Origin of the sequence: Pseudomonas sp. C32, from assembly GCF_030417915.1 — a bacterium.
GTDB lineage: Bacteria > Pseudomonadota > Gammaproteobacteria > Pseudomonadales > Pseudomonadaceae > Aquipseudomonas.
In genome coordinates this window covers 482,127-502,320 of record NZ_JAUHUK010000001.1, presented here as the reverse complement: position 1 = coordinate 502,320, position 20,194 = coordinate 482,127, and the positions used below count along the sequence as shown (strand labels likewise).

16 protein-coding genes are annotated in these 20,194 nt (G+C 52.5%); 12 read left to right on the top strand and 4 right to left on the bottom strand.

The features are described from left to right. Positions 1-586: 586 nt before the first annotated feature. A complete protein-coding gene (locus QYH43_RS02265) occupies positions 587-907 on the bottom strand; it encodes a histone-like nucleoid-structuring protein, MvaT/MvaU family (protein WP_218425387.1) in 321 nt (106 codons plus the stop codon). Between the two features lie 319 nt (positions 908-1,226). On the opposite strand from QYH43_RS02265, the gene QYH43_RS02260 reads away from it, so the two are divergent. The 12 genes from QYH43_RS02260 to QYH43_RS02205 all read left to right on the top strand — a co-directional run bounded on the left by QYH43_RS02260 (position 1,227) and on the right by QYH43_RS02205 (position 16,727). Further along, positions 1,227-3,023, top strand: coding sequence for a DUF1302 domain-containing protein (locus tag QYH43_RS02260; RefSeq protein ID WP_301156112.1), 1,797 nt, complete (start codon positions 1,227-1,229; stop codon positions 3,021-3,023). A 9-nt stretch (positions 3,024-3,032) separates the two neighbouring features. Continuing rightward, the gene (locus QYH43_RS02255; protein ID WP_218425389.1) at positions 3,033-4,376 is read left to right on the top strand and encodes a DUF1329 domain-containing protein; all 1,344 of its coding nucleotides are present in this window, start codon (positions 3,033-3,035) and stop codon (positions 4,374-4,376) included. A 48-nt stretch (positions 4,377-4,424) separates the two neighbouring features. Further along, positions 4,425-5,030 carry a gluconate 2-dehydrogenase subunit 3 family protein gene (locus QYH43_RS02250; RefSeq protein ID WP_218425390.1) on the top strand — a complete coding sequence of 202 codons (606 nt, stop codon included), beginning with the start codon at positions 4,425-4,427 and terminating at the stop codon, positions 5,028-5,030. Positions 5,031-5,084: 54 nt separating this feature from the next. After that, positions 5,085-6,770 carry a GMC oxidoreductase gene (locus QYH43_RS02245; RefSeq protein WP_301156109.1) on the top strand — a complete coding sequence of 562 codons (1,686 nt, stop codon included), beginning with the start codon at positions 5,085-5,087 and terminating at the stop codon, positions 6,768-6,770. Positions 6,771-6,790: 20 nt separating this feature from the next. Then, entirely contained in the window at positions 6,791-7,657 is an 867-nt protein-coding gene (locus tag QYH43_RS02240) for a ThuA domain-containing protein (protein ID WP_218425392.1), read from the top strand. Between the two features lie 29 nt (positions 7,658-7,686). Then, positions 7,687-8,472 (top strand): crotonase/enoyl-CoA hydratase family protein, encoded by a 786-nt coding sequence (locus tag QYH43_RS02235; protein ID WP_301156108.1) that lies wholly within the window; start codon positions 7,687-7,689, stop codon positions 8,470-8,472. A 469-nt stretch (positions 8,473-8,941) separates the two neighbouring features. Next, positions 8,942-10,573 (top strand): AMP-binding protein, encoded by a 1,632-nt coding sequence (locus QYH43_RS02230; protein ID WP_218425394.1) that lies wholly within the window; start codon positions 8,942-8,944, stop codon positions 10,571-10,573. Between the two features lie 298 nt (positions 10,574-10,871). Next, positions 10,872-12,218 (top strand): MFS transporter, encoded by a 1,347-nt coding sequence (locus QYH43_RS02225; RefSeq protein ID WP_095152189.1) that lies wholly within the window; start codon positions 10,872-10,874, stop codon positions 12,216-12,218. Between the two features lie 156 nt (positions 12,219-12,374). Then, on the top strand, positions 12,375-13,637 hold the full coding sequence (locus QYH43_RS02220) for an OprD family porin (RefSeq protein WP_256352781.1): 1,263 nt from the start codon (positions 12,375-12,377) through the stop codon (positions 13,635-13,637). 315 nt (positions 13,638-13,952) lie between these two features. Further along, entirely contained in the window at positions 13,953-14,720 is a 768-nt protein-coding gene (locus QYH43_RS02215) for a 3-hydroxyacyl-CoA dehydrogenase (RefSeq protein WP_150779013.1), read from the top strand. A 60-nt stretch (positions 14,721-14,780) separates the two neighbouring features. Beyond that, positions 14,781-15,971 carry an acetyl-CoA C-acyltransferase gene (locus QYH43_RS02210; protein WP_095152191.1) on the top strand — a complete coding sequence of 397 codons (1,191 nt, stop codon included), beginning with the start codon at positions 14,781-14,783 and terminating at the stop codon, positions 15,969-15,971. A gap of 261 nt (positions 15,972-16,232) precedes the next feature. Beyond that, positions 16,233-16,727, top strand: coding sequence for a MaoC/PaaZ C-terminal domain-containing protein (locus tag QYH43_RS02205; RefSeq protein WP_095152192.1), 495 nt, complete (start codon positions 16,233-16,235; stop codon positions 16,725-16,727). 257 nt (positions 16,728-16,984) lie between these two features. Here the strand turns inward: QYH43_RS02205 and QYH43_RS02200 are convergent, their stop codons facing one another. Genes QYH43_RS02200 through QYH43_RS02190 form a run of 3 tightly spaced genes read right to left on the bottom strand, consistent with a single transcriptional unit; the run spans position 16,985 to position 19,939 of the window. Beyond that, a complete protein-coding gene (locus QYH43_RS02200) occupies positions 16,985-18,358 on the bottom strand; it encodes an LLM class flavin-dependent oxidoreductase (protein WP_301156102.1) in 1,374 nt (457 codons plus the stop codon). A 34-nt stretch (positions 18,359-18,392) separates the two neighbouring features. Then, positions 18,393-19,238: an amino acid ABC transporter permease gene (locus tag QYH43_RS02195; RefSeq protein ID WP_301156101.1), complete on the bottom strand. Its 846-nt coding sequence runs from the start codon at positions 19,236-19,238 to the stop codon at positions 18,393-18,395. Beyond that, entirely contained in the window at positions 19,235-19,939 is a 705-nt protein-coding gene (locus QYH43_RS02190) for a transporter substrate-binding domain-containing protein (RefSeq protein ID WP_301156134.1), read from the bottom strand. The genes QYH43_RS02195 and QYH43_RS02190 overlap by 4 nt, the downstream gene beginning before the upstream one ends. Between the last annotated feature and the right edge of the window lie 255 nt (positions 19,940-20,194).

Sequence of the window (20,194 nt, the reverse complement as noted above, 5' to 3'; positions counted from 1 at the left end):
CTAGGATATCCCTACCCACCACATATCGTCTTAAATAGCGCCTTAACTCAGCCCTCCTGTAAGTTTCTCGGGTGGCGGCAGATAGGCTAATGAATTACCGGGTGGATTGGCAAAACCCTAGAGAAACCCAAGAACTATATTGCAGCGCGATATGAGCTTTGATCCGGGAGGCAAGCATTGATGAAAACCAGCGAGAAGGAAGTTTTTGATAATAGCCACCTGCATTATCCATAATAGGCTTAAAGAAAACATTAAGTTATGCTATTTTCTTACGCACTGCCATCCGTTCAACCACGTATGAACCAAGCAATTTTGGCGTGAGATAACGCATTATATGAGCCGCAAAAAAAGCGCAATCTAATGAGACTCGACAGCGCGCAGGGCAGTAGTTTCGCTATCTTCAAAGATTGTTATGGTCGAACCTGAATGACTGGGAACTTCACCTTGATCGCAGAGAGGCAGACAAAGGAGAGAGACGCCGAGACAAGTAGCTTTATCTCAATCCGCCCCTTAAGAAATTCGAACATATCCGTATCTCATAAAAAAAGGGCCCCGCAGGGCCCTGATTGTTTGTAGTCAAACAGTCTTACTGAGTGCGCCACGACTCAACAACGTCCGCGCCGAACTCGTTTTTCCATTCTTTCAATTGGCGATGGTTGCCGCCCTTGGTCTCTATCAGCTCACCCGAGTTCGGGTTCTTGTAGATCTTAACGTCACGAGGCTTGCGAGTTCCTACCTTGGACTCTGCAGCGGCAGGAGCACTGCGAGTCGAAGCTTGTGGGTCAAGGATGGCGATGATGTTACGCAAGCTGTAGCCGTACTCACCCAACAGGTTGCGAAGCTTCTGCTCGAACTCGATTTCGCGCTTCAGGCCATCATCATTTTTTAGGGTTTCGAGCTCGGCCAATCTCTCAGCTCATAGTATGCGGCCAGTCCCCCTTGTACGCCAATCACCCTAAAGCACTAACAGAAAAATCAAAAGAACTACGGTTACGCTTATACACCCTAAAAAGCACAAATAAACCATATATATCAATGGTTTATATACAGACTAGTAATTTGGTGCTTTGGAGTTAATGCGATCAAGCATACCTGAGACGTAGTGTTCAGCTCTCTCATGAGTCCGGCCAGCACAGAGGGCTCATGCTGCTGAAACGCGCCTGCAATCCTGCCGACCGAATACAGACATGGATTGCGCTCAATAATAAAAACAAGTGAGACATAGGATGCATAACCCACCTAAATTAAGCCGAGCAGTACGTGTGGCAGTCCATGGCAACTCCCGCCCCAGTCTGGCTCTTGGGGCATTGGCTCTATGCCTGGCGCCTTGCGGATCAGCTTTCGCTTTCCAGTTTGAAGGCGAAACAGTGTCTGGCTCGCTCGACACTACGGTCTCCTACGGCACCACTTATCGTACGCAGGCTGCCTCAAAGAAGCTGATTGCACGCTCCAATGGAGGCAGTGTGGATAATGGCCCCATCGTTTATGACGACGGTGATCTGAACTTCCGCAAGGGAGAATTGGTATCCGAGGTGGCCAAAGTCGTATCAGATCTGGATCTGCGCTTCCAGGAAAATTACGGTGTGTTTGTACGTGGTCGCGCGTTCTATGATTTCGAGCTAAAGGATGACTCCCGTCGTCAACGTGAACTCAGTGACGATGGTGAGGATCTTGCTGGCTCGAGCGCTGATCTGCTTGATGCATTCGTTTATGGTTCTTGGGAGCTAGGGGATCATCAGTTCTCGGCTCGCTTGGGCCGACAAGTCATCAACTGGGGCGAGTCGATATTCGCTCAAGGCGGCATTTCAGCGACCAACCCCTATGATGTAGGCGCCCTCCGTGCACCTGGATCAGAAATCAAGGAAGCCTTTCTTCCGACCCTGATGGGTTCGTTCTCTTTTGAATTGACCGAGAACATGACCCTTGAGGGCTACTGGCAGCCGAGTTCATCTTGGGAAGCAGCGAAGCTGGACGCCTGCGGAACCTTCTTCTCGACCACTGATGTGATCGGAGACGATGATTGCGATTATCTGCCCGTCTCCGCCATCCAAGAGTCTGTTACGGGCCTGCTTGGTAGATCCACTGCATTCGACAGCCCGGACGAAGTGCGTGCCTATCTCAATGGTGTGCCTGCCGGCACGAGGTCTCTCGCTGAGTCCCTGCTGATGAGTACTTTTGTGCCTCGCTCGCATGATGTCGAGCCGGATGGTGATGCTCAATATGGCATTAGCCTGCGTTGGACGGCTCCAGAGTTGAACCAATCGGACTTCGGTCTTTATTACCTTCGCTATAGCACACAGACACCAGTAGTGAGCGCGAAAGCGGGATCCATCGTGGCAGTGCCTGGTGTTGGCCAAATTCCGTTTGCCAATCGCGCGACCTACTTTGCTGAGTACTTAGGCAAGCGTGATCTCTACGGCTTCAGCTTCAATACAACAGTCAACGGCGGCCCGCTGGATGGGTTGGCTGTCGCTGGTGAGCTTAGTTATCGCCCCGATTCGATTGTCAGCAAGTACACCTCTCGAGCTGTGATCTCTCCGGCTGTGGTTGGGGGCTTACCCGAAGGGACATACATCCCTGGCTATGTGAAAAGGGATCGGGCACAAGCAACTCTTTCCGGTATCTATCTGTTACCCAGCGGCGTGTTGAGTGCGGACTCTGGAAGCATCGTTGCCGAAGTAAGTGCTAACCGAATCTATGGAAGTCTGCCCCAACAGACGTTTGACAACCCAGACCTGCCCGGCGGCATGACCAACAGCTCATGGGGCGCTACAACCACTGGCTCTCTAACCTACAACGACATCTTCGGGCAATTCACCGTTTCTCCTGGCGTAAGCGTTTACAGCGCCATCAACGGGCGTAACGGCGCTAACAACAAAGGCGAACGCGCTTACACCGCAAAAGTGGATACCACTTATAAAGAAGTAATTGGTGCCGGCATCAGCTACACGGCGTTCAACGGCGGAGGGCGCTACAACCGTGACCGCGATTTTCTGAGTTTCAATCTCAAGTACAGTTTCTGAGGTTTAGTGATGAATGCATTCTATAAGACTCAAATTGTTGCTGCACTCGTGTTGGTGTCCTGTAGCCATGTGCTCGCGGCCTCTGATGTAGAACGCCTGGGCAAGGATCTCACTCCTGTTGGTGCACTAAAAGCCGGCAATGCCAATGGTACGATTCCCGCCTGGACTGGCGGCCTAACAATGACCAAGGATGCCTTTGATTCGGTAAAGGGCTACAAGAACCCATTTGAAGCAGAGAAGCCGCTGCTGACTATCACCGCTGCCAACGCGGAGAGCTACAAAGACAAAATCAGTGAGGGACAGTTGGCGATGCTGCGCCGACACCCCGATACCTGGAAGATGAACGTCTATCCAACTCACAGATCTGCGTCCTTCCCGCAATTCGTATACGACGCGGTTAAGGTGAATGCCGAGCACACTAAGCTGACAGAGGATGGCAATGGTGTATCGGAAGTGAAGGTGGCCACGCCGTTTCCGGTACCGAAGTCTGGCTTAGAAGTGCTATGGAACCATCTGCTGCGCTACCGTGGAAATGCAGTACAGCGAACCAATGCAGGGGCCAATATCCAGGCTGGGGGTAGCTATACCCTAAACAAAAACCGGGATATCTACCTCTACAACCGCGACTTTCGTAACGACGGCTCAACTGAAGGGAATATGCTCTTCTACTACCTTCAGGAGACGTTGGCCCCACCGCGCGATGCCGGTGTAGTACGACTGATCCAAGACACCGTCAACCAGACGGTCGCTCCGCGTCAGTCCTGGGTGTACACACCGGGTCAACGTCGCGTTCGGCGATCCCCCACTGTCGGCTATGACACTCCTACCGCAGGCGGCTTGATGACGGTGGACGACGTAGACATGTTCAATGGTGCCCCGGATCGCTTCACTTGGGAGATTCTGGACAAGAAAGAGATGTATGTCCCGTACAACAACTACCGTTTTGCATCTCGCACCAATACATACAAAGACATCATTCAGACCGCCCACGTTAATCCGGATCTCACTCGTTATGAGCTGCACCGAGTGTGGCATGTGCGAGCCAAGTTGAAGCCAGGAATGCGCCACGTTTACTCCCAGCGCGACTTCTACTTCGATGAAGACTCCTACCAGATACTGGTGGCTGAAAGCCGTGATAGCCGAGGTGAATTGTGGCGTCTCGCCGAGACCTACATCATCAACTACTACGACCATCAAATCGTGTGGACTGCAGGCGAAGCCCAATACGACCTCATCTCTGGACGCTATACGATCAACGCCCTTGCTCAGGAAGAAACGCCAGTCAACTTCGACGCGAAGCCCGATCTGCAGGATTTTACCCCCGCACGACTGAGGCAGGCCGGAGTGCGTTAACGCAATCCGTTGCTACTCAATTTCAAACAGTTCCAAGGGGATGAAACAATGCTTCGTCGACATTTTCTGGCAAACACATGTGCTCTGTTGGGTGGGATAACCGCCAGCGGATTGGTGAATGCATTGGCGGGGAGCGATAAGCAATCGCTTACTTTTCCACTCAACTCGCACCAAGCCCAGCTTTGCTCGGTGCTATCGGACATCGTTATTCCCCGTACCGATACACCTGGGGCAGTAGATGCCAATGTTCCTAACTTCATCGAGAGTGTGGTTTCCGACTGGTATACCCATCGAGAAAGAACGATCTTCCTTGATGGGCTCACTGAGCTCGATGAGTATTGTTTGAACAAATTTGGAACAAGCTTCCTGAATTCGAGTTCAGCACAACAGCTTGCCTGCCTGCAAGACGCCGAAACTGTGGCACAAGCATATACGAAGGCGCATCCACAACCTGTTACCCCCGCCACTTTGATGGGCAAGGGAGCCATTGACCAAGAGGCTCCTTTCTTCACCAAGCTTAAGGAGTTAGTAGTGGTTGGCTACTACACCTCCGAAGCAGCCTCCAACACGGAAATGCAATATCTGCCTGTGCCTGGCAGATACGACGGTGAGGCAACTTTGCAAGCGAATGGCGGACGCCAGTACATCTGGTAACTCCCAGCCACGGTGCGTGAGGCGCTGTGCTCGGCAGCTTTTTAATGGTGATTTATGCAGACTAATTTTGATGCAATTGTCATTGGTTCAGGGATCACTGGCGGCTGGGCTGCAAAGGAGCTCTGTGAAAAAGGTCTGAAAGTTCTTGTGCTGGAGCGCGGCAGAGAGATCAAGCATGACGTCGATTACAAGGGAATGTTTCAACCGCCATGGAAGGTACCTTTTGGCGGCAAGCCCCTGCGTGATCTTTACGACTCTGAGTACCCCTTCCAAAGTAAAATTTATGCTTTCGACGAGACTACTCGCCACTTCTTCAATAACGACAAAGCCAACCCCTACGCGTTCAATCCAGAAAAACCCTTTGTCTGGACTCGTGGCGGTGTGCTAGGTGGAAAATCGTTGGTATGGGGAAGACACGTCTATCGATATAGCGATTTGGATTTTGAAGCGAATAAAACGGATGGCCATGGCTGCGATTGGCCCATTCGCTATAGCGATATTAAGGACTGGTACAGCCATGTAGAAAAATTCATCGGCGTGAGCGGACAGAAAGAAGGTTTGCCGCAGCTCCCGGATGGGGAGTTCCAACCGCCGATGGAAATGAACCATGTTGAGAAAGTGTTCGCCACTAGAATTAGGGAGACGTATGGGAATTCGCGGTGTGTGACGATGGGGCGTATGGCTATCCAGACCGAACCGCAAAACAACAGGGGCTCCTGCACATACTGCTATAAATGCGAGCGTGGCTGCACCTTCAAAGCATACTTCAATAGTATTGTCTCGACATTGCCTGCCGCCAAGGCTACAGGCAATCTGACAATACGCTGCGATAGTGTTGTAGAGAGTATTGATTACGACCCTCTAACCAATCGTGCTTCGGCTGTACGAGTAATAGACGCAAATACCCGTCAGAAGCTAAGTTTTACATCTAAGATGATATTTCTCTGCGGCTCAACCGTCGGCAGTACGCAAATCCTGCTCAATTCCAAAAGTGAGTCGTTCCCCAACGGCCTCGGTAACACCAGTGGTGTATTGGGACGCTATCTGATGGATCATACCTATGGCAATGGCGCTTTAGGAGTGATGCCAGGTTATCTAGATAAGTATCCCTACGGCTATAGGCCAAACCAGATATACATCCCGCGTTTCAAGAATTTACAGAACAGCGATCAACCCTTTCTACGTGGCTATGGCTACCAGGCGGCAGCTCAACGTTTGGGCTGGAACTCTAAGTTCTCGATGATTCCTGGAGTCGGAGCGAAGTTCAAGGAGGCCATGAAAGGCCCTGGCCCGTGGCTCATGTATGTGGCAGGGTTTGGTGAAGTTCTTCCAAACCGTGAAAACCACATGTTCCTGCATCCAACACAAAAAGACTCGTATGGCATTCCATTGGCGTGCTTTGACTACGTCTATAGGGACAACGAGAAGGCCATGATCAAGGATATTGTTTCCGAGGCGCACCAGATGCTGGCAACTGCCGGAGCGGTGATGATTCAAGAATTTTCCGGTACACCTCCTGGCGCGAGTGTCCATGAGATGGGGACGGCACGTATGGGGCACAACCGCGAGGACTCGTTCCTCAATCGATGGAACCAGAGTCACGAGGTGCCAAACCTGTTCGTAACGGACGGCTCCTGCATGACCTCTGCCTCATGCGTGAATCCTTCGCTCACTTTGATGGCGCTCACCGTCAGAGCCGTGGATCACGCCGTGGTCGAATATCAGGCAGGTCGGATCTAACTATGAACCTCGGTGTATGCATGAAAATTGTACGTCGCTTATCGCTCCTTCTGTTTCTGATCGTGATCTGCGTTGGCGCCTTTGTGTATTTCTTCCTGCGTTCGCAAGGAATGTTTCGCGAGCCGCAATATGATCAAGATCGTCCTACCGATGTGAATATCAATACACCAGCAATATTAGTGTTCGACAAGACTAATGGTTTCATTCACAAAGACGCGATACCTGCAGCCAATGATATGCTCAGCCTGTTGGCGAAGAAAAATGGCTGGTCTCTCTACCACACTGATAATGCGGCTGTGCACAACCCAGACGACCTAAGAAAATTTCAGACAGTGATCTGGAATAACGTATCTGGAGATGTGCTGACTGAGCCGCAACGCCAAGCCTTAAAAACCTACCTGAGCAATGGTGGAGGGTTTGTGGCATTGCATGCCTCAGGTGGAGACCCCCAGTACGCTTGGGGTTGGTATGTGAATGATCTCGTTAAGGCTCAGTTTAAAGGGCATCCGCTGTTTCCGCAGAAACAACCAGGCACTTTAGTTATCGAATCTCCCGACGATCCGATAGTTGCCCACCTGCCCTCCAGATGGATTATGGATGATGAGTGGTATTCATTCGATAAAAGCCCTCGTCCAGGCGTTGAAGTGCTGCTAAGCATCGACGAAACAAGCTATTCGCCAAAGATGGCTGGCAAAGATATCAGTATGGGTATCGATCATCCGATGATATGGAAGCACTGCCTCGGAAACGGGCGAGCATTTTATTCTGCGTTGGGGCATTACGCTGAAACATATCGAGATGTGAATTACTCACAGTTGGTGGAGCAAGCGATCATTTGGGCAAGCGGCAAAAATGGTTCTCCTTGCAAAGCTTCAGTTTCAAATTAACGAAATTCTGACAACGGGTTGGGTTTTTGATGGTCGATAAAATCAAAATTGAAAGGCGGGGGCGGGTGCTGTGCATCGGGTTAAATCGCCCTGAAAAATCGAACGCGATGGACATCGAGCTTTATATCGAGCTGGCCGTGGCATACGGTGTCTTGGATGCAGACCCAACACTACGCTGCGGCGTGCTATATGGCGAAGGGAAAAACTTCACCGCTGGTTTGGAACTGGAGCAGTGGGTCGGTCAGTTCGATAAGGGGTGCTTTCCTGAGCTTCCAGCAGGGGCCTGCGATCCTTTTGGCCTAAATCAGGCACACCGGGTAAGCAAGCCCATTGTCGTGGCGGCGCATGGAATCTGCTACACACTTGCGTTGGAGTTAATGCTAGCTGCTGATATTAGGGTCGCAGCTGACAATTGTCGTTTCGGCCAGATCGAAGTGCAGAGAGGTCTTTATGCCGTGGGAGGTGCGACGGTTCGATTCGTTCAGAACATCGGCTGGGGTAACACGATGCGCTACCTATTGACCGGCGACGAATTTGATGCAAATGAAGCCTATCGTATGGGTTTGGTGCAGGCTGTATGCCCTGTTGGCCAGCAATTCGAAGAGGCGATGAAAATTGCAGAACGCATCGCTCAGCAGGCTCCGCTGGGCGTCGCGGCGACTCTCGGAAGTGCACGGTTGTCCATCAGTCATGGTGAGCAAATAGCGATAGATCGGTTGATACCGGATCTACTGCCGATCTTGGGGAGCGATGATTTCAAAGAGGGAGTTAACTCATTCTTGGAGCGTAGGAGTGCGAGTTTCACCGGAAACTAAAAACACAGCTAACCGCCTACACCATCATGATTAAGATAGTCAGTTTTTTGATATGGGCTTGATACACTCAGCACATGCAAATCCCTCTATGAAAGACAATGTAATTATAACTGTCTGAACCGCACCCCTGGTCGGTGTCACAGTACTGGTGGCTGTTATTCTCGCCAAAAATATCTTCAGCATCAGGCAGTGCAAACGACTGCTTAGCTAGCCACCTAACAATCTCCAAGCATATCTCAATGCCAGAGTTACGGCGATGGTGTGCAACACTATCCGAGTGAAGCGAATGAGCATAAGCATAAGCATAAGCATAAGCATAATTAAGCTACACGGCTGTGTCAGGCATTTCCGCATTTAACCTTTTGGCCAAACCAGTCAGAAAGATTGAGTGTTCAGAACATAGTTACCCGCTGCAACCGGAGCTATTATCAGAGCTCAACAACACTAATAACAATTACAGGATTTCGGGATGTACGACTACCACACCGCCGCAAGGCAGTTCAATTACCTGCAAACCGCCGCGCAAGAACTGCACGGTAGTCTGGACGGCCTTAACGCCTGCGTGGAGTGCTGTGACCGACATACTGCCGGCCAAGATGTAGCCTTATACTGCGAAGCTCAGGATGGTACCGCCTCGCAGTACACCTTCCGCGAGCTACAGGATCAGGCCGCTCGATTCGGCAATTTCCTCCATGAGCAGGGTGTGCGACCTGGAGACCGAGTCGCAGGGCTTTTGCCGCGAACTGTCGAGCTCTTGATCACTATCCTTGGAACTTGGAGGGTTGGGGCAGTCTACCAACCGCTGTTCACCGCGTTCGGGCCGAAGGCGATCGAGCAACGACTGGAGTGTTCTAGCGCACGATGGGTTGTCACAGACACCCGCAACCGATCCAAACTAGACGACGTCATTGGCTGCCCGACCGTGATCACTGTTGGCGCTGATCCACAATGCATCGGCGATTATGATTTTTGGAGTACCCTGCAGCGCCAGAGCAACGACTGCGAGCCGTTGCTTCAGGACGGCGAAGCCCCGTTCCTACTCATGTGCACTTCCGGTACCACCGGGCCAGCCAAGCCACTGGAAGTACCATTGCGGGCCATTTTGGCTTTCAAAGGTTACATACGCGATGCAGTAGAGCTGCGAGAGGACGATCGCTTTTGGAACCTCGCCGATCCAGGCTGGGCATATGGCCTTTATTATGCGGTCACCGCGCCACTGGCTTTGGGTCACTCGACACTGTTTTACGATGGCCCGTTTTCAGTCGAAAGCACCTGCTCGGTAATCAACAAATATGCAATCACTAACCTCGCCGGCTCGCCGACGGCCTTCAGGTTACTTATCTCCTCGGGTATGCAATTCGCAGATAGCATCCGAGATCGATTGCGCGTGGTTAGCAGCGCCGGTGAGCCACTCAATCCCCAAGTTATCCGCTGGTTTGCCGAGAACTTAGGTGTAGTCATCCACGACCACTATGGGCAGACCGAGCTAGGCATGGTGCTTAGCAACCATCACGGCCTAAGCCACACTGTGCGTGAAGGCTCTGCTGGCTACGCCATTCCTGGCCACCGAATTGTAGTGCTTGATGACCAGCATCAGGAGTTACCGCCCGGCCAGCCTGGTACGTTGGCAGTCGATCGCGAGCGCTCGCCGCAGTATTGGTTCAGTGGTTACTTCGGCATGCCAACCAAGGCCTTCGTGGGGCGTTACTACTTGAGCGGCGATACAGCAGAACTCAACGACGATGGCAGCATTAGCTTCGTAGGCCGTAATGATGACGTGATCACTACTTCCGGCTATCGGGTAGGGCCGTTTGATGTTGAAAGCGCGCTGGTGGAGCATCCTGCCGTAATTGAGTCAGCCGTAATCGGAAAACCCGACCCGCAGCGTACAGAGTTGATTAAGGCCTTCGTGGTGCTAAACAAGCAATATCTACCAAGCCCAGAACTAGCCGAAACATTGCGGCTACATGTCCGCCAGCGCCTCGCGGCTCATGCCTACCCCCGGGAAATCGAGTTCGTCAACGAATTGCCGAAAACACCTAGCGGCAAGCTACAACGTTTCATCCTGCGTAACCAGGAGATTGCTAAGCAGCAAGCTTGATGATTAAGAGTCAGAAATGCGCGAAAGTTCTAAGCTCACTACTCGACAGACTTGATGATTCATCATTTATGTACTTGACGATCTTGAAACACTATTTAGATGCTTATGGAACAGGGCATCTTAATACACTACGCATACAGACAGCAGCTTACTAATTCCAAGCTGCACTGTGAAAAGAATGCAAAATTTTCTTACAGCAGACTGCCAGTCTCGGAGGCTCTTCTCACGAAGTGGCCTATATCACACGCCAAAATCGATGTGCACTTCATAAATACAACAACACTGAAGGATACATAATATGCAGAAAGTTAACGTGTACGCGCTCGCCAGCGATTCAAAGTTCAACCGCTTTCACCGACTCATACTTTTTTGGTGCATGCTAATTCTTGTGATCGATGGTTACGACCTTGCCATCGTCGGTGCGGCCCTTCCCGCTATTATGCAAGATATGCAGATTGCCCCCACTAGCGCAGGAATTATGGCGGGTTCCGCCCTATTCGGCACGATGCTTGGAGCGATCTTCCTTGGAACACTTGCCGACCGTATCGGCCGTCCGAAAATGGTTGCTATGTGCGTCGCACTGTTCAGCCTTTTCACAGCCGGTGCGGGCTTCACCAACGACCCTGTCAGTTTCAGCATCATGCGCTTCATCGCCGGCTTGGGTATTGGCGGCGTATTGCCTGTGTGTACTGCTCAAATGAGTGAGTTCGCCCCTTTGAAACTCCGTACTCGCCTGGTCACTCTGGTGTTTGCTGGCTACTCGGTAGGCGGCATTTTGGTTGCCATTACGTCCAAGCAGTTAATTGAAAGCCATGGTTGGCAGTGGGTGTTCTACGTTGCCGCACTACCGGTGCTGCTGATCCCCTTCATCCTGAAAACCATGCCTGATTCCATCGGTTACATGCTGAAGGAAGGCCGTCAAGATGAGCTGCGCAAGGTTGCGCTGCGTATTGAGCCAACATTGAATATCACCAGCCAAACTGAGATGACCGGCAACCTAGCGATTCTGGCTGAGCTGGACGCTCCAGTACGCAATCTATTCAAGGATGGCCGTGGCTTCAGCACTGTGATGATTTGGACAGCGTTCATGACCGGTCTGTTCATGGTTTACGCGCTCAACTCCTGGTTAACCAAACTCATGGCGATGGCTGGCTTCAGCCTGGGCTCAGCACTCAATTTCGTTATCGTATTCAACCTCGGTGCGATCGCTGGAGGACTAGGTGGTGGCTGGCTGGCCGATAAGCTCAACATCAAATACGTTCTGGTCAGCTTCTACATTGTCGGAGCCATTGCTCTGACCCTCATGGGCTATACACGCGATGTCTCTCTGTTGTACGCAGTCGTCTTCGTTGTTGGGGCATCCACACTGGGTACGCAGTTGCTGGCCTATGCCTATGCAGGTGACTTCTACCCCTCCACGATACGCTCGGCGGGTGTCGGATTTGCGTCAGGTGTCGGACGCATCGGGGCGATCGTTGCGCCCGTGCTGATCGGCTGGCTGGTGTCAATGAACCTGCCACTTGAGCACAACTTCATGGCCATTGGCTTGGCCGGATTGATCGGTGCAGTGGCGGTGACATTGATCAACCAGTCTTGTGCTGATTCCACTCGAGCAAAGAAATCTTTGGCGTTCTCAGCTGAGTGAAGCTTGGCTGACTCCACTCGATTTTACTTGAAGAGCGATTGCTGCTTCCGCCTCGCCTCGGCCCTGGCGAGCCGGGCTTGGGCGAAGGCGATATGGTCTCCGCCCTCCACAAGCGGCAAGTTACTGCGCATATAACAAAAACAAATGGTGTTTGTCATGCTGAAAAAAGCAACAAAACTAACAATAGCTTTAGCTGTTTCACTCCCAACTCCATTCGCCTCGGCCGATTTTTTGAAGGATGCAAAAGGAAGTTTGGAGCTACGTAACTTTTATTATAATCGTGACTTTCGTAACGATGGCGCCACCCAATCGAAGCGAGATGAATGGGGACAAGGTTTCATTCTCAACTTACAGTCTGGCTTCACTGAAGGGACAGTTGGCTTCGGTGTTGACGCGCAAGGCCTGCTGGGTATCAAGCTGGATTCCAGCCCAGATCGCACCGGCTCCGGAATTCTCGCGTACGACTCCGAACGCAATGTAGAAGATGAATACAGCAAGATCATGCTTACAGCCAAGGCTCGTATGGGAAAAAGCGAACTGCGGGTAGGCGGCATCAGCCCCCTCATGCCATTGCTGTGGAGCAATAACAGTCGCCTCCTGCCACAGGTGTTCAGGGGGGGATCACTGGTATCCAGCGACCTTGATCCCTTGACGATTTCGGCCTATAGCATCAATGCGGTGAAGCAACGCAACTCCACTGATTTTCAATCTCTTACCGCGTTCGGTTACCGGGCGGTTGAAGCCGATCACTTCAACTACCTCGCACTTGACTACAAGGTGCTACCAACCCTCGCAGTGAGCTATCATATTGCGGATTTGGAAGACCTTTATCGCACAAACTACTTCGGCTTGAAACTTAATCAGCCATTATCGACGGGTGCGCTTATTACCGATATTCGCTATTTCGATGCAAAAGAAACCGGTGACAAGGGAATAGGTGAAGTCGATAACCGCACTCTCAGCAGCTACTTTGCTTATAACCTGGGTGGTCATACGATCGGCGGGGGTTATCAAAAAGCATGGGGAGGCACTTCCTTTGCCATGGTCAATGGTGCAGATAGCTACCTCTTCGCTGAGTCATTGGTCAGTACGTTTACCGCTCCGCAAGAACAAGTTTGGTTTGCACGCTACGACTACAACTTCGTCGCTTTAGGCATTCCAGGGCTAACACTGGGAGTAAAATATGCGAAAGGTGAGGATGTCGATCCTACCTTGCTTACAACTCGCCAAGCAGCAGGTCTGCGCTTAGAGGGCGAAGACGGAAAGGAATGGGAACGCATGACCGACCTCACCTATGTTCTTCAGAGCGGCCCGATCAAAGGTCTCTCGGTACAGTGGCGCAATTCAACAAACCGCTCCACCTACGCCGACAGTGCTAATGAAAACCGGTTTATCGTGCGTTATACATTTAACTTCTAAAACTTACATCCACTAATGCTTGCTCCACTTTTGCCAGAGCTGATCGAAAGAGAGGCCTGGCATTTTTTACGTGAGATCCAGCTAGAGAATAAATAGGCATTCCAATGTCGAAAGTGAACATAGCCAAGCCATAGCTCGGCCCCGGCGCGCCCTGTACCGGACAGCGTGTGTAGCCTCGCGGATGTACTTTTTTAGAATTTACAGCGTTGATTACAACTTAAGTTAAAACCGGCGGCCGCCAACAATTTGGTCTGCGGGCCTTTTGTATGCCAATTGTCCGCTTATTCGGCAAAACCAATTTCATGAGGAAACTTCATGCGCATTGAAAACTCAGTCTTCCTAATTACTGGAGCAGGTTCTGGACTCGGGCTGGCTTCGGCGCGTGAGTTGGTGGGCCGAGGTGCAAATGTGGTGCTGGTTGATGTGAACGAAGCCGCTGGTGCAGCCCTCGCTGACGAGCTAGGAAAACGTGCGATTTTCGTGCGAGCCGACATCACCAGTGAAATTGATTGCCGCGCAGCAATCGCCTCTGCAGTCAGTGTCTTTGGCGCGTTGCATGGGGTGATCAACTGCGCGGGTGTTGCACCAGCCGAACGGATTTTAGGCCGTAATGGCGCACATGGGCTTGAGAGTTTTCGCCGGACTATCGAGATCAATTTGATCGGTAGCTTCAACGTGGTTCGCCTTGCTGCTGAGGCTATGGCGGGAGGAGAGCCAAATGAAGAAGGTGAGCGTGGCGTAGTCATAAATACGGCCTCTGTCGCAGCTTTTGACGGTCAGACGGGCCAGGCTGCTTACGCCGCGTCCAAAGGTGGAGTTGCTGCCATGACATTGCCATTGGCACGCGACCTGGCTCGTTCAGGCATCCGTGTTATGTGCATTGCACCCGGAATATTTGAGACCCCGATGATGGCGGGTATGCCTCAGGACGTGCAGGCATCATTGGCCGCCAATGTGCCGTTCCCTCCACGGCTGGGACGGCCTTCCGAGTACGCAGCGTTGGCAGCGCACATCATCGAAAACTCCATGCTCAATGGTGAGGTGATTCGTTTGGATGGTGCTTTGAGAATGGCCGCGAAATAGATCGAGCTAAAAGTCTTTGATCGGGCACAAGCCCCCCAACATGAAACAGAGGATTCAGTTATGAGCCATACCGACCCTATCGTCATTGTCAGTGCTGTCCGAACTCCGTTAGGAGGCTTTCTTGGGAATTTCAAGGAAGTCACCGCTGCGCAGCTGGGTGCGGTTGCAATTCGTGCCGCCGTGGAACGAGCCAGCCTGCAGCCCAGTGACATTGGCGAGGTCATCATGGGATGCGTGCTACAAGCTGGGCAAGGCCAGGCTCCGGCTCGCCAAGCCGCGCTGTTGGCGAATCTTCCGGAGCAAGTTGTGTGCTCAACAGTCAACAAGATGTGCGGCTCTGGCATGAAAGCGCTGATGTTCGGCCACGACCTTCTCCATGCGGGGAGCGCGGAGGTGGTGATTGCTGGAGGTATGGAAAGCATGTCAAACGCTCCCTACCTGTTGGAGCGAGCTCGCTCAGGCTATCGAATGGGCCACAGCAAGATCATTGATCATATGTTTCTCGATGGGTTGGAGGATGCCTACGAGAAAGGCCGGCTCATGGGCACATACGCCGAAGACTGTGCTCAGAGTTATGGATTTACTCGAGACCAGCAGGATGAGTTTGCGATCAGCTCGCTGACCCGTGCTCAGAAGGCAATCACCGAAGGGCGTTTCCAAGACGAGATTGTCCCTGTGCTGGCTTCGTCTGGCCGTGAGACGGTTTCGATTGAAAGCGATGAACAGCCAGGTAAGGCCCGGATCGACAAAATTCCTACGTTGAAACCTGCGTTTCGCGAAGGCGGGACGGTGACTGCGGCGAACTCCAGTTCTATTTCGGATGGCTCGGCTGCCCTCGTACTGATGCGCTTGTCTGAAGCCGAGCGTAGAGGCCTTACACCGTTGGCCCGGATAGCAGGTCACTCATCCTACGCGCACGCCCCCGGCCTCTTTGCCACCGCTCCGGTCGGTGCGATTAAACGCTTGCTCGAGCGAACCAACTGGTCAATAAAGGATGTTGATCTCTTTGAGATCAATGAGGCCTTTGCCGTAGTTCCCATGGTTGTTATCCGAGACTTGAACGTCGGACATGAGCAATTAAACGTCCACGGCGGGGCATGCGCTTTGGGGCACCCGATTGGCGCGTCAGGTGCGCGCGTGGTTGTTACGTTAGTAAATGCCTTGAGGCAGAACAGGCTTAAGCGTGGCATCGCTTCTGTGTGCATTGGTGGCGGCGAGGCGACCGCGATTGCTATCGAGCTCCTCTCATAGAGTAGCGTTGTCCGACGGTAATAAGGCTCCTGCCGAGCCTCTCATATTTTTTTGCACGAAGAGTCTGCTTGCGAACTACCAGATCTTAATAGTTGAGCAAGTGGACGGGATGGCTTGAACACGCTTCACCGCCCAGAAGCTGAATGCGATCAACACAACGCCAGACCAGAAAGAAGCGATTCAAGCATTTGTGGAGAAGCGCATAGCTAAGTTTTTAGCGGCGGTGTCGCGAGTTTAACGCTACAAAATCGAGGAGATACCGTGGCAGAGAAAGAGCTGTTTTGGGAAGACTTCCCCCTAGGTAGAACTTGGACATCCAAGCAATCTGCTCCTATCACAACGGAACAAATTATCGCCTTTGCTGCCGAGTACGATCCTCTCGATATACATATTGATCCCGACCTTGCCCATTCCAGTCCGCTTGGGGTGCACTGCGCCAGTGGGGTACAAACCTTCGGTTTCTCGCAACGTTTGATGTGTGATGCCTTACTGCTCCAAACAAATGTCGTTGCGGGTGGGAAGATCGATGGTTTTCGGATGGTTGCTCCAGTAGTACCTGGAGATATTCTCAAACTGTCAGCTCAAGTTGTTCGATCACTCATCCATGCAGGAAACCATGAACGAGGGTGGGTTGTGTTCAAAGTCGACGTTGCTACGACGGCGGGAAAAACCGTGCTTGTTTATGAGGTGACGGTATTGATACTGCGCAGGGCCGGTCAGAGTGGGTCTTTACCTGGAGACGTTGATCAGCATTGAGGTTCCTGCGACCCTCTTTTGGCCAGAAATGCACGTATTGCCGAGTGTGACCTCTAGGTCACCAGCGAGGAAACATAGCCACGCTGGTTGCGCTTCGCGAAACGCGCATGCCTGCCGCCCCCAAAAAACGGGCCCTCGAAGGGCCCTTTTGTACTCAAACCAAAATCACTTGGTTAGCCAGAACTCGACGATCGCGGAGGCCAACACTCGCCGAGCATGGACACATAGTGCGTAAAGGCAACTCCACCCTAAAAGCTTTAATCAAAGCGGAATGAGGCGCCGTAAGCAGAATCCGGTAAATGGTTAGCGCCATCGTCCCGTAACCGCGAACGGAAAGTACCGCTCTGTGGCTGGGTGCGGTACAAGCCTCGTTTTTGCAGTTCAGGAATGACCAACTCAACGAAGTCCTCAAGACTACCTGGGCTAATCAGCGGGTTGAGCATGTAGCCGCTGGTGGCGGAGATCCGTGCATGCTCTTCGATGCGATCGGCCACCTGCTGCGGCGTGCCCACCAGAATCAGATCACTGCCCCGGGTGACATTGGCAAAGCGCTGTTTGACATCGCCGGCGGTCAAGGGCTTGCCACTGCCATCGGGACGCATCACATAGGAGGTCATACCTTCGGTGTGAGTCGACAACGCGTCGCCGTCTGCGTAGCGGCTGATGTCGATACCGGTATCGCCGGCATAACTGACCAGTTGCGCCTGCAAGTGGTAATTGCTTTGCAGTTCATCATATTTGCGTTGGGCTTCGATCTCGGTCTTGGCGGTGACGATCCTAAGTACTGTCAGTGATTTCACATCCTCAGCGTGACGACCCCGTGCCCTGGCCTGTGTCCATATATCTTCCAATCCCTGGCGAATTTCCAGCGGGTTGGACTTGGCGATAAAAATCAGTTCGGCGTGCTTCGCCGCAAACTCACGACCACGGCCTGACCAGCCGGCCTGGATCAGCAAGGGTGTGCGTTGCGGTGACGGCGACGTCAAATGCGGCCCGGCCACCCTGTAATGTTCGCCAACATGATCGATCGGTCGCACGCGATCGCCCTTGGCATAGACCTGGCGAGACTTGTCGGCAACCACAGCATCGTTTGCCCAACTGCCTTCCCAAAGTTTGTAAACGACATCGAGAAACTCCTCGGCGCGTTCATAACGATCATCGTGCTTGATCATCTGCTCAAGGCCGAAGTTGCGAGCGGCACTGTTCAGGTAGGAGGTGACGATGTTCCAACCGACCCGGCCATTGGTCAGGTGATCCAGCGTGCTGAAGCGCCGGGCATGGGTGAAAGGATGCTCATAACTGGTGGTAACAGTGACACCGAAGGCCAGGTTTTCCGTCACGGCGGCCAATGCCGGGATGATCATCAACGGATCGTTGGCAGGTGCTTCCACTGCCCACTTCATGGCCGCGTCGGCATTTCCGCCAAACACATCGTAGAAGCCCAGCACATCACCAAAAAACAACATATCGAGATTAGCCTGGTCGGCGACACGTGCCAGGTTAGACCAGTAGCCCAGAGAGTTGATGGACAGTCGCTCATCAGCTGGGTGCGTCCAGAGACTTGGCGCGCCGCCACAGCCAACGCTCGCTTGTTCATACAGCGCAAACAACAGGGGTTTTGGATCGGACATCTTGGTACCTGTACAAATCATTGAATTTGGCGGGTCACCGCTGATTCTTGAAACCTTTGCCGTAGTGGCGTTCAAGACGGTTCTGTATCAACTCCAGTCCAATGGACAGGAGCCAATAGATCACGGCTGCGGTGGTGAGCATTTCGATGTAGCGGTAGGACGAGCGACCGTACGACTGCGCCAGGAACATCACCTCCCAGACGCCCATCACCGATATCAACGATGAGTCCTTGAGCATTGAAATGAACTGACTGGTTGTCGGGGGAATAATCGTGCGCATGGCTTGCGGCAGGACGATGTGCAGGAACATTGCCGCCGGTCTCAGCCCCAAGGCCATCGCCGCTTCGCGCTGTCCAGGTGCCACAGCCATGATGCCGGCACGAAAAATCTCGCTGAGGTAGGCACCATAATTGAGCGAGAGCGCAATGATCCCGGCGCTGATGGCGCCTGGAACAACACCCAACTGCGGCAACCCCAGGTAGATCAGCAGGATCTGGATCAGCAGCGGAGTACCGCGAAAAAAAGACGCATAGAAACTGGCAATACCGAAAGCCACCGCACTGCGAGACAGGCGAGCCAGCGCCGTCACGAAGCCAAGGAGCAACGAAAGCCAGATCGAGCAGAAGCACAAAAACAGCGTCAGCGCGGCGCCTTGCAAGAAACCGTCAGGCCCCAAATGCAGGCCGACCAGGTTGGGCAACTTCTGCAGAATGATCGAGAACTTCAGATCGAAGCTCATGAAAAACATGACGCACAAGCCGAAGAGCACCGCCCAGGTCAAATACAGACGAGTGCGAAAACCAAGTAGCTGGCTGAAACGAGGCGTCTCGGCTTCAGGGGCAATAGTCGCCTTGGCCGGGTATGGATTGAGGGCTGTCATTGGCTGATATCGGCACCGATCCACTTCTGTGAAATCTTGCTCAATGTGCCGTCGGCCTTGAGCTGGGTGACGACCTCAGTGACTTTGGCGTTCCATTGCAGATCGCCCTTTTCGATCGCTACAACATTGGGCTCTGCATACAGCGTGTCGCCAGCAATTTTAAAGCGAGGATCCTGGGCGATGCGTTCGCGAGCAGTGATGAGGTTGGTGACCATTGCATCCAGGCGCACGCCCGTGCCCAAGGCCAGATCCTGGAAGGCCACCGTTTCGTTGTCGTATGGCGCGACCTGGACGCTTTCGAATGGATAGCTCAACGGCTTGTCCTCGGCGCCCTCAATCACCAGATCCTTGTTCAAATAGGCTTCATAGGTCGACGCACTGATCACACCGACTTTTTTACCTGATAGATCCTTGCCCGTGACAATGTCCTTGTTTTTGGCATTCACCACGATCACGGCCGGTGACTGGTAATACTCCACCGGGAAGTCGAACACTTCGGCCCGTGCCTTGCTCGGGGTCATCGAGCAGACGCAGATGTCATATCGTCCGTTCCAGTGCCCAGCTGCGATGACATCCCAGGACGGTGTCTGCAACTTCAGCTTCACCCCTAGCCGTTGCGCAACAGCCTTGGCGACATCTACGTCAAAACCGTCCAGTTGGTTCTGTTCATTGAGAAAGGAGAATGGCGGATAGCTTTCCATCAGTACGCCACTCAGCTCCCCGCTGCTGGTTACGCGATCCAGCGTGGCGCCCGCGAAAGCCGTCGAGAATGTAGCCAGTAACGCAAAGCCAAAAGGTAAAAGCGCCGTAGTTTTCAAAGACAAGTGCTCCAATCAATTCAGAAAATCCGAATAGATTAAAACGCACTATAAAATTGCTTTGTACTAGATTTTAGGAATAACAGGCTGTGTTCAAGCTATATGGGTCTAGCGATTCAAATGCTAGTCGTTTCATAC